The 16,323-nt window shown below is 69.0% G+C and carries 16 protein-coding genes, 1 tRNA gene and 1 riboswitch; of the genes, 6 read left to right on the forward strand and 11 right to left on the reverse strand.

What is annotated here, in order from left to right:
• Positions 1-19 precede the first annotated feature (19 nt).
• Positions 20-1,087: a DNA polymerase IV gene (gene dinB, locus ABD970_RS04350; RefSeq protein WP_345294261.1), complete on the forward strand. Its 1,068-nt coding sequence runs from the start codon at positions 20-22 to the stop codon at positions 1,085-1,087.
• On the opposite strand, the gene ABD970_RS04355 is transcribed toward dinB, so the two are convergent.
• From ABD970_RS04355 to ABD970_RS04375, 5 genes are all read right to left on the reverse strand, one after another.
• On the reverse strand, positions 1,084-1,428 hold the full coding sequence (locus ABD970_RS04355; RefSeq protein WP_425563037.1) for a lipid-A-disaccharide synthase N-terminal domain-containing protein: 345 nt from the start codon (positions 1,426-1,428) through the stop codon (positions 1,084-1,086). The genes dinB and ABD970_RS04355 overlap by 4 nt on opposite strands.
• Positions 1,429-1,443: 15 nt before the next feature.
• Positions 1,444-2,178, reverse strand: coding sequence for a glycosyltransferase family 2 protein (locus ABD970_RS04360; RefSeq protein WP_345294263.1), 735 nt, complete (start codon positions 2,176-2,178; stop codon positions 1,444-1,446).
• Positions 2,179-2,453: 275 nt separating this feature from the next.
• Complete coding sequence (gene btuB / locus ABD970_RS04365) at positions 2,454-4,337, reverse strand: TonB-dependent vitamin B12 receptor (RefSeq protein WP_345294264.1); 1,884 nt, start codon at positions 4,335-4,337, stop codon at positions 2,454-2,456.
• Between the two features lie 136 nt (positions 4,338-4,473).
• Positions 4,474-4,722: riboswitch (cobalamin riboswitch) on the reverse strand.
• A gap of 396 nt (positions 4,723-5,118) precedes the next feature.
• The gene (locus tag ABD970_RS04370; protein ID WP_345294265.1) at positions 5,119-5,478 is read right to left on the reverse strand and encodes a TfoX/Sxy family protein; all 360 of its coding nucleotides are present in this window, start codon (positions 5,476-5,478) and stop codon (positions 5,119-5,121) included.
• Complete coding sequence (locus tag ABD970_RS04375) at positions 5,475-5,957, reverse strand: GAF domain-containing protein (protein WP_345294266.1); 483 nt, start codon at positions 5,955-5,957, stop codon at positions 5,475-5,477. The genes ABD970_RS04370 and ABD970_RS04375 overlap by 4 nt, the downstream gene beginning before the upstream one ends.
• Positions 5,958-6,007: 50 nt before the next feature.
• Between ABD970_RS04375 and ABD970_RS04380 the strand changes: the two genes are divergently transcribed.
• Together ABD970_RS04380 and bioD are read left to right on the forward strand one after the other, a co-directional pair.
• Positions 6,008-6,775 (forward strand): TMEM175 family protein, encoded by a 768-nt coding sequence (locus ABD970_RS04380; RefSeq protein WP_345294267.1) that lies wholly within the window; start codon positions 6,008-6,010, stop codon positions 6,773-6,775.
• 8 nt (positions 6,776-6,783) lie between these two features.
• Positions 6,784-7,458, forward strand: coding sequence for a dethiobiotin synthase (gene bioD, locus ABD970_RS04385; RefSeq protein WP_345294268.1), 675 nt, complete (start codon positions 6,784-6,786; stop codon positions 7,456-7,458).
• 137 nt (positions 7,459-7,595) lie between these two features.
• Here the strand turns inward: bioD and ABD970_RS04390 are convergent, their stop codons facing one another.
• The 6 genes from ABD970_RS04390 to ABD970_RS04415 all read right to left on the reverse strand — a co-directional run bounded on the left by ABD970_RS04390 (position 7,596) and on the right by ABD970_RS04415 (position 14,529).
• Entirely contained in the window at positions 7,596-10,781 is a 3,186-nt protein-coding gene (locus ABD970_RS04390) for an efflux RND transporter permease subunit (RefSeq protein WP_345294269.1), read from the reverse strand.
• Between the two features lie 119 nt (positions 10,782-10,900).
• Positions 10,901-12,091, reverse strand: coding sequence for an efflux RND transporter periplasmic adaptor subunit (locus ABD970_RS04395; protein ID WP_345294270.1), 1,191 nt, complete (start codon positions 12,089-12,091; stop codon positions 10,901-10,903).
• Positions 12,084-12,854 (reverse strand): TetR/AcrR family transcriptional regulator, encoded by a 771-nt coding sequence (locus ABD970_RS04400; RefSeq protein ID WP_345294271.1) that lies wholly within the window; start codon positions 12,852-12,854, stop codon positions 12,084-12,086. The genes ABD970_RS04395 and ABD970_RS04400 overlap by 8 nt, the downstream gene beginning before the upstream one ends.
• 198 nt (positions 12,855-13,052) lie before the next feature.
• Positions 13,053-13,460 carry a phasin family protein gene (locus ABD970_RS04405; RefSeq protein ID WP_345294272.1) on the reverse strand — a complete coding sequence of 136 codons (408 nt, stop codon included), beginning with the start codon at positions 13,458-13,460 and terminating at the stop codon, positions 13,053-13,055.
• 582 nt (positions 13,461-14,042) lie between these two features.
• Complete coding sequence (gene queD / locus ABD970_RS04410) at positions 14,043-14,396, reverse strand: 6-carboxytetrahydropterin synthase QueD (protein WP_345294273.1); 354 nt, start codon at positions 14,394-14,396, stop codon at positions 14,043-14,045.
• A gap of 56 nt (positions 14,397-14,452) precedes the next feature.
• A tRNA-Met gene (locus tag ABD970_RS04415) sits at positions 14,453-14,529 on the reverse strand.
• Between the two features lie 155 nt (positions 14,530-14,684).
• Between ABD970_RS04415 and ABD970_RS04420 the strand changes: the two genes are divergently transcribed.
• The 3 genes from ABD970_RS04420 to bfr all read left to right on the forward strand — a co-directional run bounded on the left by ABD970_RS04420 (position 14,685) and on the right by bfr (position 16,245).
• Entirely contained in the window at positions 14,685-15,278 is a 594-nt protein-coding gene (locus ABD970_RS04420) for an RNA pyrophosphohydrolase (protein ID WP_345294274.1), read from the forward strand.
• Positions 15,279-15,368: 90 nt separating this feature from the next.
• Positions 15,369-15,587, forward strand: coding sequence for a (2Fe-2S)-binding protein (locus ABD970_RS04425; RefSeq protein WP_345294562.1), 219 nt, complete (start codon positions 15,369-15,371; stop codon positions 15,585-15,587).
• 181 nt (positions 15,588-15,768) lie between these two features.
• On the forward strand, positions 15,769-16,245 hold the full coding sequence (bfr, locus tag ABD970_RS04430; RefSeq protein WP_345294275.1) for a bacterioferritin: 477 nt from the start codon (positions 15,769-15,771) through the stop codon (positions 16,243-16,245).
• Positions 16,246-16,323 lie beyond the last annotated feature (78 nt).

Raw genomic sequence — 16,323 nt, forward strand, 5'->3', positions numbered from 1 at the left:
GCGCCCGCATAATCGTCCAGTGCGCAAGATCCTGCACATCGACATGGACGCGTTCTACGCCTCGGTGGAGCAGCGCGATGATCCGTCGCTGCGCGGACGTCCGGTGGTGGTGGCCTGGCGCGGCGCACGCTCCGTGGTGTGCGCGGCGTCCTATGAGGCGCGGGTATTCGGGGTGAGGTCCGCGATGCCGGCGGTGCGCGCCGAGCGATTGTGCCCGGACGCCGTCTTCGTGCCGCCGGATTTCACGCGCTACAAGGCGGTGTCGCGGCAGGTCCGGGAAATCTTCCAGCGCCATACCGACCTGGTCGAGCCGCTGTCGCTGGACGAGGCCTACCTCGATGTCACCGAGCCGAAGATCGCGTCGCCCAGTGCCACCGCCACTGCGGAAGCCATCCGCGCACGGATCCGCGAGGAGACGGCGTTGACCGCGTCGGCCGGCGTGGCGCCCAACAAGTTCCTGGCCAAGATCGCCTCGGACTGGAACAAGCCCGATGGCGTATTCGTGGTCAAGCCGGCCCAGGTGGAGGCCTTCCTCACGCCCTTGCCGGTGGCGCGCATTCCCGGCGTCGGCAAGGTCATGCAGAAGAAGCTCGCGGAGCTCGGCGTGACCACGGTCGGCGAGCTCCGCGAGGTCCCCGCCGCGGAGCTCCAGGCGCGGTTCGGCAGCTTCGGCGGAAAGCTGGCGCAGCGCGCACGCGGCATCGACGACCGCCCGGTGCAGCCCGACCAGCCGGTGCAGTCGATCTCGGCCGAGGACACCTTCGAGTCGGACCTGCCGCTGGACCAGCTGGAACCGGCGATCCGCCGCCTGGCGGAAAAGGCCTGGCTGGCCACGCGCAAGACCAACCGCGTCGGCCGCACCGTGGTGCTCAAGCTCAAGACCGACCGCTTCCGCATCCTCACCCGGAGCCACACGCCCGACGTGCCGCCGGAGTCGCTGCAACGGTTCACCGACATCGCGCTCGCCTTGCGGGGCCGCGTCGACCTGCCCGGGTCCACGCGCTACCGGCTGGTGGGCGTCGGGTTGGCGGGATTCCGCGAGCGGGACGAAGTGCTGGATTCCCAGGCGGGACTGTTCGACGGCTAGCCGGTCGAACCCTGCTCGGGCGGCACGCGGTCGCGGTTCCAGCCGCGGTGGCGGATGTCCAGCCACAGGCTGTAGCCGGCGGTGAAGGCCGGGAACAGGTTCTGCACGATGCCGACCGCATCCTGCTTCTGCGAGAACACGAAGTAGCTCAGCGTCATCAGGCTGCCGACGATGCTCATGTACCAGAACGCGCGCGGGATGACCGGCTTGCGCGCGCGGCGGGTGGCGATGAACTGCACCACCCAGCGCGTGCCGAACATCAGCGCGCCGGTGAGGCCGATCAGCTTCCACGGCGACATGTGGATGCCCGTCCAGGCCAGCCAGGCGATCTCGGTATCCATGACACCCATGCCGGTTCAGAGCTCCTCGATGGCGGTGCGCTTCGCGCGCCGGATCAGCCAGGCCACGCCACGCAGGTCGCTGATGCCGGCCAGCGCGCGGCCCAGGTTGTCGTATTTCGACACGCCGCTGGCGCGCGGCCGATGGTTGACCGGCACGCTGGCGGTCTTCCAGCCATCGCGCTGCATCAGCGCCGGCACGTAGCGGTGCATGTGGTCGAAGTAGGGCAGCGACAGGAAGGCGGCGCGTTCGAACAGCTTGGTGCCGCAACCGGTGTCCGGGGTGTCGTCGCGCAATGCCCAGGTGCGGATCGCGTTGGCCCACTTCGACGCCCAGCGCTTGCTCCCCGAATCCCGGCGCTGCACCCGCCACCCGGCGAACAGCTTGACGTCGGCATCGGCGGCATCGCGCGCCTGCAGCAGCCGAGGGATGTCCGCCGGATCGTTCTGGCCGTCGCCGTCCAGGGTCGCGATCCAGGCACCTCGCGCGGCCAGCACGCCGTTGCGGATCGCCGTGCTCTGTCCGCTGCGGGACTGGTGGCGCAGGATGCGCAGTTCCGGGATGCCTGGCTGGAGCGCCTGCAGCGCAGCCACGGTTCCGTCGGAGCTGCAGTCGTCGACGCAGACGATCTCGAAGGCGGTGACACCACGCAATGCCTCCGCGGTCTCCTCGACCAGCGCCGGCAGGTTGCCGGCCTCGTTGAAGGCCGGGATTACGACCGACAGGGGAAGCGACGCCGCCTCACCGGCCATCGGCGGCATCCATCCACGACACGGCGTGGGCGGGCGCCAGGCCCGGCCTCGTCCACTCGAGACTGCCGGTGTCCATGCCGGCGTCGGATTCGGGAAACCACCACAACATCATGCTTCGTGGTCTGCGTTTGCGCGTCTGCGGCAAGGGTATCGCACCGCCCGCAGCGTTTCCGCCAGCCATCGACGCGGGACCGGTGGTGGGCACGCCAGCCCTGCGCGGCGTTGGTCCCCCGATGCGGGCTGACGTCTACAGGCTGCGGACGCCGCCCCCGGGCTCAGCGGGCAGGCGCGTAGCGCAGGCTCAACGCGTACTCGCGTCCCGGCTGGTTGTACCAGGCGATGGTTTCGTACGCGCGGTCGAACAGGTTGGTGACGCCGGCCTGCACGGTCCAGCTGGCCGAGAGCGCGTACGCCAGCCGCAGGTCGACGGTCGCGTAACCGCCGAGGCGCACGGTGTTCGCGGCGTTGTCGTAGCGGGCGCCCGCGGCGTTCAAGGTGCCGCCCAGGCGCCAGCTGCCGATGCGCCGGTCCAGGTCGAATCGACCGGTGTCGCGCGCACGGCGCGCCAGCAGCCTGCCGTCGTTCGCGCCCGGGGTGCGGTTGCGCGGATCGGTATGGCTGAGCTGCAGGCCGAGGTCCCACCCGGCTAGGCTGCCGGCCAGGGTGAACTCGGCGCCGCGGATGCGCGCCTGCTCGAGGTTGTTGGGCAGGAAGATCGAGGCGTCGTAGGTGACCAGGTCGTCGACCCGGGTTTCGTAGGCGTCCAGGGTCCAGCGCCAGCCGGCGTGGTCGCCACGGAGGCCGGCGTTTAAGGTCTTCGAGCGCTCGGGCCGCAGGTCCGGGTTGCCGAAGAAGGGGAAGTAGAGGTCGTTGAAGCTGGGAGCCTTGAAGCCGGTGCCGTAGCTAAGCGCGAGGCGGAGGTCGTCGGCGAAGGTCCATCCCCAGCCCAAGCCTCCGGTGACGTGGCTGCCGAACTGCTCGTTGTCGTCGCTGCGAACGCTGGCCTGGACGCTTTGCGCGCCGAAGCGGCCCTGGTATTCGACGAACCCCGCCAGGTTGTCCCTTGCCTCCGCGGCGAACGCGGTGGTGCTGTTGATGCTGTCGCGCTGCCAGTCGGCACCGACGCTCAGCAGGTGGTCGCCGCCCACGCCGAAGTCGGCCTGCACCGACGCGGTGTCGCGGTGGGTGTCGAAGGTGCTGAGGTAGGTGCGCGTGCCGCTGGCGGCATCGGCGTAGTGGTTGTCGGAGCGGTCGTCGCTGCGACCGGCCTGGGCGGTGAGCAGGATCGATCGCTTCGGCGTCCAGGCGAGCTTCGTGCCCAGGGCCTGTTGCACGTTCTCGGCCTCGTTGCCGCCGAACCTGCCGCCGTCGAACGCGTTTTCGCTTTCGGCGCGCAAGGCGCTGGCCTCCAGCGTCAATGCATCGCTCAATTCGATGCCGCCTCGCAGGCTGGCCGATCGGTTGCGGTAGCCGTCGCGGTCGGGCTGGTCGACGAAGCAGCCGGCACCGAAATCGAACGGGATCGACGGGTCCGGGCCGCGTCCGCGGCAGGCATCGATGCCGTCCGTGGCCTGGTACGCGACGTCGGCACCGAACCAGCCACGCGTCCCGATGCCACCGCCGATGCCGGCGCTGGCCTCGCGCCGGTCGTGGCTGCCGATGCCGACCTTGAAGCGGGTGGCGATCTCCCCGGCGTCGCGGCGGGTGAAGACCTGGATCACGCCGCCGATGGCCTCGGAGCCGTAGAGGCTGGAGCGCGGCCCGCGCACGATCTCGATCCGGTCGATCTGCTCGACCGGCAGGTCCTGGAACGCCACCAGGCCCGCCGTCGCCGAGCCGATGCGGATGCCGTCGACCAGCACGAGCACGTGGTCGGATTCGCTGCCGCGCAGGAACACCGTGGACAGCTTGCCGGCGCCACCCTGGTTGCCGATGTCGATGCCGGCGCGCCCACGCAGCAGTTCCGGCAGCGAGCGTGCCTGGCTGCGCTCGATCTCCTCGCGACCGATGACCTGCGCCGGTTGCAGGCTCTCCTCCAGGGCGATCTCGGTCCGGGTGGCGGTGACCAGGATCTCGTCGAGGTCGGTGGGGTCCTGCGCGGACGCGAAGGGGGTGGCGAGGGCCAGCGCGACGGCCAGCGAAACGGAATAGCGTTGCATGTTCGATTGTCTCCAGCGCGCACACCCGCGCGCGCGATCGGTCGCCCGGACGGGCGGGAGTCGCGTGGGGAAGGAGCGGGCTGCGGAACCGGCGCGCGAACACGACGGGAACGCCGCCGTGATGCCCTCCGCATCGCAACCAGTCGACTCCAGGGCCGGTCTCCGGGCTCGCGAGGCGCAAGGATGGCCCTTGCCGGAATGTCGCGCCTTCCCATGCATGCAGCGCACAGTGGCGGATGCGACGACCTGTCTCGCTTACCGTTGCGGGGGCAGCGCCGGACTGGCGGTCGCGGGCACATGGCGTGCGTCGACGACGGCGTCACCGGCTTCCCGTTTCAACCCGCCAGCGGACGCTGGCCGGGTCACCCTGAAGCGCGCACAGTGTAGCGCGGCGTCCCGCCCGCGTGCAGGGCGCGGGTTGCCTGGAAGGCGCAGCCACGGCGGCGTGCACCGCAGATGCAACCGTGCACGTGCAGCGCGACGGCCCGGGGTCGCTTCGGTGCGCTGCCTGTGCGATCCGTTCGTGCAGGGGCGGATCGGGACCTGCCCGGCATGGGTCGCGGAGCGGGGGGGGTAGCCCCGGCGAAGCCGCAGCGATGCGCGTCAACGACTTCGATCCCCATTCGATGCGGACGCACGCATGCCGCCGCACGCGATGAATGCAAACGCCGGCTGCGACTCGCCGCCGCCCGCTAGCCGGGAATCCGAGTCAAGCACGTGGCCCGCCCTGCATGGGGCGCGCCACCTTTCCCGAAACGGGAGAGTTCAGGACCGCAGCGCCTCAATCGGTGGCATCGGCAGGCGGTGGCGGCCGATGCACCGGCATCACGGTGGTCTTGACCGGCGCGGGAGCGGGCCGGCCGCGCGGATCGGGCAGTTCGGCGATGGCGGCCTCGGCCTGTTCCACCAGCTGCTCGCGGCGCGCCGGCGGGACCTCCTGCCAGTGGCAGTCGCACAGCGCGCCTTCCAGCGCGTAGAGCAGGTTGAGGCTGGGCTTGAAGCCGGCGCGCTTGATGCGCATGAAGGCTTCCAGCGGTCCGGCCTCGGCCACGTCTTCGGGGGTGTGCAGCCCGACCTGCCGCAACCAGGCGGCGGACTTCGGGCCGATGTTGCGCATCTTCAGCGTCGGGGCCGTCGTCATGGCAGGGATTGCACGTACATGCGGGCGATCTCCTCGAGTCCTTCCTGATCTTCAACGTCGAAACGCGCCGGATCCGGACTGTCCAGGTCGAACACCCCCACCAGGGCGCCATCCCGGAACAGCGGCACCACCAGTTCCGAGCGCGACGCCGCGTCGCAGGCGATGTGGTCGGGCACGGCATGCACGTCGTCGACCCGCTGGGTCTGGCCGCTGCGCGCCGCCGCGCCGCAGACGCCACGATCCAGCGGGATGCGCACGCAGGCCGGCAGGCCCTGGAACGGGCCGACCACCAGCTCCGTGCCGTCGAAGAAGTAGAAGCCCACCCAATTGAGGGCCGGCAACGCGTGGTAGACCAGGGCCGAGAGGTTGGCGGCGTTCGCGATGCGGTCCGATTCGCCTGCCAGCAACGCCTCGGCCTGTGCCGCGAGCTGGGCGTATTGTTCGGCCTTGCCGCCGCTTAGACTTGTCGTCGAGAACATGCCGGCAGTCTAGCAACTGCCGTCCAGCTTCCGGAGCGAGGAGGGGACAAATGCCGCGACAATCGATCGGGGACCGGGATGGCGACGGCTTCCGGCTGCGCGGGCAGCACGCCACGCGCCTGGAAACCTTCATCGACGCCTCGTTCGCGTTTTCCCTCACCCTGCTGGTGATCTCCTACAACCAGCTCCCGGATACCGTGGCGGAACTGCGCCAGGCGTTGATGCGGGTCCCGACCTTCATCGCCAGCTTCGCGCTGATCGCCATGTTCTGGAACGCGCACCACCGCTGGAGCCGGCGCTTCGGGCTCCACGACGGGTGGACCACGCTGCTGGGCCTTGCCATGGTGCTGACGGTGCTGGTGTACGTGTACCCGCTGCGCATGGTCATCTCCAGTTTCCTGTCGCTGCTCAGCGGCGGCTGGCTGCCGAGCGAACTGGGCGTGGGCACGTCGGGGCAGCTGGCCGACGTGCAGGCGGCCTTCATCATCTACAGCGTCGGTTTCGGCCTGCTCGCCTGGATCATGTGGCGCCTCAACGTGCATGCGCTTCGCCACGCCGATGCGCTGGCCCTGGACGACAACGAGCGCCACCAGCTAGGGACCGAGGCGGGCGTGTACCGCATCCTGTTCTGGGTGGCGGTGCTGAGCATCCTCGCCAGCCTGCTGGTGTTGTGGATCGCCCCCGCGTTCGATCGGAGGATCATGCTGCTGGCGGGCCTGCCGATGTGGCTGTATGCCGCGCTGTCGGTGGTCATGCCGCTGTATGCGATGCGGCGTGGCCGGCAGTGGAAGGCGCGTCGGCCGCCCGGGACGGAATGAGTCGCGGCATGTACGTGACCGGTACCGACACCGGCGTCGGCAAGACGCTGGCGTCCGCTGCGCTGCTGCATGCGTTGCGCGCGGCTCACGGTGTCGCCGTGGGCATGAAGCCGGTGGCGAGCGGCAGCGAAGCGACCGCGGAGGGCTGGCGCAATGACGATGCGCGCCTGCTGCAAGCGGCCAGCGCTCCGCGGCCCGCGTACGACGACGTCAATCCCTATGCCTTGCCCCTGGCCACCGCACCGCAGCTGGCGGCGCGTGCCGAGGGGGTCGAGGTCGAACTCGCAACCTTGCTCGCCGCGCATGCATGCCTGGCGGCGATGGCCGACGTGGTCGTGGTCGAGGGCGTGGGCGGCTGGATGGCGCCGCTGGCCGACGGCCTTGAACAGGCGGACCTGGTGCGCGCGCTGGACCTGTCCGTGGTGCTGGTCGTCGGCCTGCGCCTGGGTTGCCTGAGCCAAGCGCGATTGACGCTGCGTGCGATCCAGGCCGACGGCTGCCGCTGCACGGGATGGATCGGAAGCGCGGTCGATCCCGCGTTCGTGGAGCGCGACGACTACCTCGAGCTGCTGCGCGCTGCGCTCGGGGTGCCTTGCCTGGGCGTCCTGCCGCATGCAACGTCACCCGACCCCGCACTGCTGGCGGCCCGGTTGGCGCTTCCGAACGGAAACGGCGCGCCCTAGGCGCGGTCCGTGGGCGCCGGCCTACGGCGCGGGGGAGCGACGGCCGGCGCCGTCCCACGCGCCGCTGGTCCAGCGAAAAAGCCTAGTGGTCGCCGGCCATTCCCGCGAGGCGTACGCAAAAGGCGCGGGTCCTCGCCTCATCCATGCTGGTGTGCCGGCGGCGGCAAGCCCTCCCGAGCGACCGTGGTCGTGCCAGGGTCCCGCGCACGGCCATGGCTGTGGTCGCGCGCCAGGTACAGGTAGAACGCCGGCAGCACGAACAGGGTGAAGGCGGTGCCGATGGTCATGCCCGCGGCGATCACCGTGCCCATGGAAAAGCGCGCGGCCGCGCCGGGACCGCTGGCGAGCAGCAGCGGCACCATCGCGAACACCAGCGCCGCCGTCGTCATCAGCACCGGGCGCAGCCGGATCGCGCTGGCTTCCTCGATCGCCTCGCGCTTGGACAGCCCCTGCTCGACCTGCAGCTTGTTGGCGAACTCCACGATCAGGATGCCGTGCTTGGTGATCACGCCGATTAGCGTCACCAGGCCGACCTGGGTGTAGATGTTGATGCTCATCCCGGGGAAGGCCTCGATGCCCTGGAAGCCGAGGATGTTGGACACCAGCGCCAGCACGTTCAGCACGAGCAGCGCGCCGCTGATCGCCATCGGCACGGTCAGCAGCATGATCAGCGCGTCGCGGAAGCTGCCGAACTGCGCAGCGAGCACCAGGTAGATCACCACCAGCGCCAGCAGCAGGGTGACCAGCATGGCCGAACCTTCCTGCCGGAACTGGCGCGACTCGCCGGCGAAGTCGACGCTGTAACCCTGCGGCAGGACTTCGCGCGCCGCCTGCTCCAGGATGTCCAGCGCCTCGCCCTTGCTCACCCCCGGTCGCGGGGCGAACGAAATCGACACCGCGTTGAGCTGCTGGAACCGCTTCAGCGACTGCGGCTGCGTGCTCGCGCTCAGGGTGATGAGGGTCGACAGCGGGATCAGCTCGCCGTCGCGTGTTCGCGTGTAGAAGTTCTCCAGCGCGCTGGCGTTGAGGCGGTCGCTGCGCTGGACCTGGGGGATCACCAGGTAGGAGCGGTTCTGCATCGCGAAGCGGTTGCTGTAGCCGCCGGACAGCAATGCCGCGGTGTCCGCGGCCAGCGTGCGCATGTCGATGCCCAGGCTGGCGGCCTTGTCGCGGTCGATCTGCACCTCGATCCGCGGCTTGTCGATCTTCAGGTCCTTGTCGAGGAAGATGAAGCGCTTGCTCTCACGCGCCTTCGCCAGGATCGCATCGGCCAGCTCGGCGAGCTGGCTGAGCTCGCCGACGCCGCCGATGATGAATTCGCCGCCGCCATCGCCGCCGGCGCTGGGCAGCGAGGGCGGGACGAGGGCGAAGGTGTTCAGGCCCGTCACCTGCGAGATCTGCGGTTGCAGCACCTGCTCGAGGATCTGCTTGGTGGAGCGTTCGCGCTCGCTCCAGGGCTTGAGCACGAAGCCCGCCACCGCGCTGGGGCTGGCACCGCCGCCGCTGCCGCCGAAGCCGCCATTGAACAGGAAGTAGCCCTCGACCTCGGGCACGCCCTTGGCGATCTCGGTGACTTGCTCGGTGTAGCGCTCGACGTAGTCCAGCGTCGCGTACGGATCGGCCTGCGCGATGGAGAAGATGAAGCCCTCGTCCTCCAGCGGTGCCGGTTCCTTGGGCGCGGTGGCGTACAGGAACACGCAGCTGACCAGCACGATGGCGCCGAACACCCCGATCACGAGCCGGGTTTCCAGCGCGCCATGCAGCTTGCGCTGGTAGCCGTCGCGCAGCCAGTCGAACTTCTCGTCCAGCCAGGCTTCCAGGCGCCCCTTGGGGTGCTCGCGGTCGTGCGCTTTCAGCATCTTCGCGCTCATCATCGGCGACAGGGTCAGGGCGATCACGCCCGACAGCAGCACCGCGCCGGCCAGGGTGAAGGCGAACTCGGTGAACAGCACGCCGGTCAGGCCGCCCTGGAAGCCGATCGGCACGTACACCGCCACCAGCGTCGTGGTCATCGCCACCACCGGCCAGGCCAGTTCGCGCGCGCCCTTGATCGCCGCGTCGTAGGGACTCATCCCTTCCTCGATGTGGCGATGGATGTTCTCGAGCACGATGATCGCGTCGTCGACCACGATGCCGATCGCCAGCACCATCGCCAGCAGGGTCAGCAGGTTGATGGTGAAGCCCATCAGCAGCATCAGGAACAGCGCGCCGACCAGCGACAGCGGCACCGTCACCGCCGGGATGATCACGCTGCGCAGCGAGCCCAGGAACAGGTAGATCACCAGGATCACGATCAGCACCGCTTCGATGATCGTGCTCACCACCTCGTCGATCGCTTCCTGGATCGACTCCGTGCTGTCGTAGGGGATGGTGCCGGCGATGCCTTCCGGCAGCTGCGGCACGACCTGCGCATCCCAGAGCCGGCGCACGTCCTTGATCACATCCAGCGAATTGGCGTCGGGCGCGACGTACACCCCCACGAAGGTCGCGGCCTCGCCGTTCATGCGCACCGACGTGCCGTAGTTCTCGGAGCCCAGCGCCACGTCGGCCACGTCGCCCAGGCGCACGATGGCGCCATCCTGCTCGCGGATCACCAGCCGCCGGAATTCCTCGGCATTGCGCAGGTCGGTGCGCGCGGTGATGTCGATCGCGACCATCTGGCCCTTGGTCGAGCCCAGTGCCGAGAGCACGTTGTTGGAGCGCAGTGCGTCGGACACGTCGCTTGCGGTGACCTTCAACGCGGCCATGCGGTCGGGCTTGAGCCAGATGCGCATGGCGAAGGTGCCGGCGCCCAGGATGTCGGCGCGCTGCACGCCCGGCACCGTCACCAGCTTGGGCTGGATGACGCGGGTCAGGTAGTCCGTGATCTGGTTGTTGTCGAGCGTGTCGCTGGCGAACGACAGGTACATCGCGGCGATCTGCTGGCCCTGCTGCAGGTCGATCACCGGGTCCTCGGACTCCGGCGGCAGCTGCCCGCGCATCTTGTTGACCTTGGCCGCGATCTGGGTCAGCGCCTCGTTCGGATCCTGGTCCAGGCGGATGTAGGCCTGGATCACGCTGACCCCGGCCGCGCTGGTGGAGGTCATGTAGTCGATGCCGTCGGCGCTCGCGATCTCGCGCTCCAGCGGCGTGGTGATGAAGCCCTCGATCAGGTCGGCGTCGGCCCCGAAATACGTGGTGCTGACATTGACCACCGCATTGCGCAGCTCGGGGTACTGGCGCACGTTGAGCTCGCCGAAGGCGCGCAGCCCGAAGATCAGGATGAACAGGCTGACCACGATCGCCAGCACCGGCTTGTTGATGAAGATGTCGGTGAATTTCATCTCGGTCTCCCCCTCCCCCGCTTGCGGGAGAGGGCTTCATTCAATCCCTCCCGCGCAAGCGGGGGAGGGCTGGGGTGGGGGCTAGCCGGCATCGGTGGCTTGGCGGGCGACGCCGAGGCTCAGCGGTTCTGCACCTTCGGCCGCGCCTGCGCGCCGGGCTGCACGGTGTTGTTGATGGTGACTTCGGCGTCGTTGCGCAGCTTGAGCAGGCCGCTGGTGACGACCTCCTCGCCGGGCGCCAGGCCGTCGGTCACCACCACCAGGTCGCCGCGCGTGGCGCCGGTGGTGACGAAGCGCTGCTTCACGACCAGCTTGTCGCCGGTCAGCGGCTGGCCCTGCATGTCGGTCTCGCCGTCGCGCCGCTTCACCCTCGAGATCACGTAGACGGCGTTGCCGTAGGGATTGAAGCTGACCGCGGTCTGCGGGACCACCACCACCTTGCGCTCGCCGCCGAGGTCGAAGCGCACCTGGGCGAAGCTGCCCGGGTGCAGGGCATGGTCCGGATTCTGCAAGGTCGCCTGCAGCCTGAAGTTGCGGGTGTCGGGGTCGACCTGCGGCTCGATCGCGGTGATGCGGCCCTCGAAGGTCTTGCCCGGCAGCGCGTCGACCGTGGCGCGGATCTGCGTGCCTTCCACGACCTTGCCCATCTGTCCCTCGGGCAGGCTGAAGTCGAGATGGATCGGGTCGAGCTGCTGCAGGCTGACGATCGGCGTGCCCGGGGACAGGTACTGGCCGAGGTTGACCCGGCGGATGCCGAGCACGCCGCTGAACGGGGCACGGATGGTCTTCTGTTCGATCAGCGCCCGCTGCGCCTCGACCTGGGCCTGCGCGGTGGCGGCGCTGGTGGCGCGCTGCTGCGCCTCGTCCTTCGAGACCAGCTGCTCGCTTGACAGTTGCTGCCAGCGGTCGCGCTGCACCGCGGCTAGGCGCGCGGCGGCCTGCAGCGCCCTGAGCGTGGCTTGTTCGTTGGCGCTGTTGAGCCGCACCAGCACCGTGCCGGCCTGGACCGGCTGGCCCGGTTCGAACCCGATCGCGCGGACCACGCCGCCGGCTTCGGTAGTCACGTCGGTACCGTTCACCGCCACCAGCGTGCCCACGGCCTCGGCCGTGTCGCTCCAGCGCTGCGCCTTGGCGGTGGTGCTGCTGACCGCCACCGGTGGCTGCGGCATGTTGTCGAAGAAGGCGTTGGTCTGCGCACTGAAGAACGCCTTGACCGCGAACACGCCGCCGAAGACCACCAGGGCGGCAAGCAGCATCCAGAACATGCGCTTCCGGGTGGAGGGCGCTCGCGTCGAATCGTGACTAGGCATGGGAGGTTTCCGGGGATGTCAGGAGCTGGGGGGAAGGCGCCGGGCAGGCGGTGCCGAACACCGCCTTGCAGATGCGCTCGACCTGAGCGTCGACGGCCGTGTCGTCCGCAGGGTCGAACAGCGGCTGCCAGCCGTAGCCGTTGAGCAGGTAGTGCAGGTGCTTGATGAGCAGCCGATGCGGATCGCCGGCCGCATGGGCGTCGAGCATGCCGTCGACATGGGCAAGGGTATGCAGGCCCAGGCACAGGCTCCAAGGGCCGATGGTCAGGGCTTGTGGCTCCAGCGCCACCGAGGCGGGCAGGTCGCCGTTGGACCTGGCCGCGGCGACGATGCCGTCGACCAGCTCCGCCAGCGGCGCGCTGGCCGCCAGCGAGCGCCGGCGGCTGTCCGGGCTGGCGGCATTCCAGACCACGTCGCTCCAGACGAACTGGGTCAGGCGGAAGTACTCGGGCTTGTCGCGCATCACCATGAGGTCCGCCAGCGCCACGGCCAGCATGCGTTCGCGGGTGGGGCCCGGCCACAGCGCCGCGCGCCGGAACAGGTCGACGCGGCTGAGGCAGTTGCGCGTGGCCAGCGCCACCAGCAGGTCCTCCTTGCTGGCGAAGTGCTGGTACAGGGTGCCGATCGCGTAGCGGCTGCGCTCGGCGATCCGCGACATCTGCAGGTTGAGCAGCCCGTCGCGCTGGATCAGCGCCTGGGCGGTGTCCAGGAACACGTTCTCCCGGTCGGCGAGTTCGCGCTGGCGATGGGGGCAGGCCGACATGGGCATCTAACTGGACTACTGGGTGCAGTATTGTGAACCTGATTCATTCATGCGGCAAGCGTCGGGGCGCGCGTCCCGGCGCAGCGGGGCACGGCGATGCGCCAAAAAGAAACCCGGTCGACGGATCGACCGGGTTCCTGACGCGGGGAGAGACCGCGTGGCCGGTAGACCGGCCGGACTAGCAGTGGAGCGGCGTGCTTACTTGCGCGCCTTCGTGGTCTTGCCGGCGGCCTTCACGGCCTCTTCGGCCTTGGCCTGCACCTTGGCGGCGGCGGACTCGACCTGGCCCTTGGCGATCTGGGCGATGGCTTCGTTGGTCTTCAGCGTGCGGCCCAGGACTTCCTGGCCGGTGCTGACGCTGCGCTCGACGTTCTGGCGGGCGACCTGCACGCCCTTGGGCCACACGGCCTTCAGGTCGTCCATGTCGCGGACTTCGGCCATCTCGCCGAGGAAGGCGAAGGCGGCGGTGGTGTTCTCTTCGATCGTGGCCATCTGCAGGCCGAACACGGTCTGCGCGTTCTCCAGCGCCAGGCGGTTGACCTCGGCGGCGGTATCGGCGAACTGGCGGGTCGAGTTGACGAACTGCTCGTTGATGTTCTGGTACATGGCGGTTTCCTGCGGTGTTCCGGCAGGGATTGCCGGTTTGTGCGGTGCAGCATAGCGCAGGGATTGTTGCAATGCAACATTTGGACTCAGACCCGCATCCGGACGTTCAGTGTTTTCTTAAAGTGGTTACAAATCATGGGGTTGCAAGAACGCCTCGATGGGTACGGCTCGTCGGAGAGTTCAAGGAAGGTCGAGATGGCTCTTCTCGCAGTTCTTCCGAGGCGGTTTAAGTGGACCGGCTTCGCGCCTGCCTTCCAGTCGGATCGTGGCCTGCTTCCGCGCCGGCGCCCACCAGGGCCAAGTCCACGGGCCGGCAGCGTGGCCGGGCGTTTCCGCCGGGGCCGAGGCAGTGCTTCGGACCACCTGTTGCAGGGTCGTGGCGGCCATCCATCGCCGGGCCTCGTGGGCTTGGGGTCGTCCCGCCCGGCCATCCGGCCAGGGAGTCGACGTCATCCCCGGGGTCGACCATCGCAACGCCCGGCGGCCCGCTCGACACCGGCGCCTCCCCCGCCTTCCACCGGGGCCGACCGGGCGTTCACCGACGCGCGGGCTGCCGGCAGGGCAGGCCGCGGCCACGTCGGCTCACCCCCGGTACCGGCAACCGGACGTGCAGGTCTCGTGCACCGTGACCTCGCTCAGCAGCGGCAGGCCGGGTTTGAGACGCTCCCAGATCCACATCGCCAGCCGCTCGCTGGTGGGGTTCTCCAGGCCGGGCACGTCGTTGAGGCAGTGATGGTCGAGCTGCTCGAACAGGGGCTGGAACGCCGCCTTGATGTCGGCGAAATCCATGACCCAGCCGCTGTCCTGGCCGACCTCGCCGCTGACGTGCAGGTCGACCCGGAACGAGTGCCCGTGCATGCGCGCGCACTTGTGCCCGGGCGGCACGTTGGGCAGCCGGTGGGCCGATTCGAGGGTGAAGGTCTTGAAGATATCCATCGGCGGTTCCAGGCCCGGATGGCGCGCGCCGCGGCGGCGCAGGGCGGGCAGGCGGATGGTGGCTATGGGTGGACTCGAACCACCGACCCCAGCATTATGAGTGCTGTGCTCTAACCGGCTGAGCTACATAGCCAGACTGGCTGCACGCACCAAGCGGTGCAGCGAGCCGCGCATTGTCCATTCCGCCGCCCCGCCAGTCAATTCCGCGCCCCGCGCTTGTCGCTGCGCGGCCGCCATGGCAGAGTCGGTGGCAGTGACGCAAGTCAAATAATCTCAGGAGTCCGCATCGTGATCGATCCGGACGGGTATCGGCCCAATGTCGGCATCGTGCTGATGCATCCCGACGGCCGCGTCTTCTGGGCGCGGCGCGTGCGCCGCGATGGCTGGCAGTTCCCCCAGGGCGGCATGAACACCGACGAGACGCCGCTCGAGGCGATGTACCGCGAGTTGCAGGAGGAAACCGGCCTGCGTGCCGACCACGTCGCGGTGCTCGGGGTGACCCCCGGGTGGCTGCGGTATCGCCTGCCGTCGCGGGCGGTCCGCCGCAATGACCGCCTGGTGTGCATCGGCCAGAAGCAGGTGTGGTTCCTGCTGCAGTTCACGGGACGCGAAGAGGACCTGAACCTGGCGCAGACCGACAAGCCGGAGTTCGACCATTGGCGCTGGGTCGACTTCTGGTATCCGCTGGAGCATGTGGTGAACTTCAAGCGCGGCGTGTATGCCAATGCGCTGCGCCACCTCGCGCCTTTCGCACGCCAGGTGGCCGGGATGCAGGCGATCCCGAAGATCGGCTTCGAACAACGCCGGCACCACCGCCCGCAGCGCGCACGCAAGCCGCCGGTCCGGGGTGCCGGGAAAGGTCCGGAGGCCGCGGGGAACTGACCGCGGATGCTCGGGCCGTGGCGGCCGTATTGACAATCATTCGCATTCGTGGCGCAATGGAATCCCGTCCGAACCGGCGTGATGTCCCCCATGTACGTGTGTGTCTGCAATGGCGTGACCGAAAGCGACATCCGCCACTCGGCGAGGGCGGGTTGCCGGGGCATGGCCGAACTGACGATGCGTACCGGCTGCGGCGCCACCTGCGGAAGCTGCCTGCCGATGGCCTGCGAGCTGCTCGAGCAGGCACGCGCGGACCACGCTGCGGAGGGCACCCGCGTCGCGTTCCCCGGCGTGGCGCACGCCGCCTGAGCCTTGCCGGCCGAGGGCCGGCTTGCTTCTTTCCCGACACGCTCTCCGTTGCACGGCGTCCCATGGCGGCTGCCGCGTGGCGGCGCAGACGGTCGCAACGGCGAATGCACTCGATTCGCGTTCCGCCATGGCGCGCGGCCCGACGCTAGAGTAGGGCCATCCCGCCATCCGGAGTCCCGCCATGAAAGGCGACCCCCAGGTCATCAAGCATCTCAACGAGGCCTTGTTCAACGAGTTGACCGCGATCAACCAGTACTTCCTGCACGCCAAGATGCTGAAGAACTGGGGACTGCACGAACTCGCCAAGCACGAGTACGAAGAGTCGATCGACGAGATGAAGCACGCCGATGCGCTGGCCGACCGCATCCTGTTCCTCGACGGGCTGCCGAACTTCCAGGCCTTGGGCAAGCTGCGCGTCGGCGAGAACCCGCGCGAGATCCTGGAGTGCGACCTGGCGCTGGAGCTGGAGGCGATCCCGGCCCTGAAGACCGCGATCGCCCACTGCGAGAAGGTCAGCGACTTCGTCAGCCGCAAGTTGTTCGCCGACATCCTGGAATCCGAAGAGGAACACGTCGACTGGCTCGAGACCCAACTGTCCTTGGTCGAGCGCCTGGGCGAGCAGAACTACCTGCAGATCAAGGTCGACGGCGACGACTGACGCACGGGGCGCGGGCGCGCCCGCGGGGTGTCTTGCGCGCGATCGGCGTGCCACCGCGTTTCTGCGGCCGCACGACCG

It is taken from the genome of Luteimonas vadosa (genome assembly GCF_039543545.1).
Classification (GTDB): domain Bacteria; phylum Pseudomonadota; class Gammaproteobacteria; order Xanthomonadales; family Xanthomonadaceae; genus Luteimonas; species Luteimonas vadosa.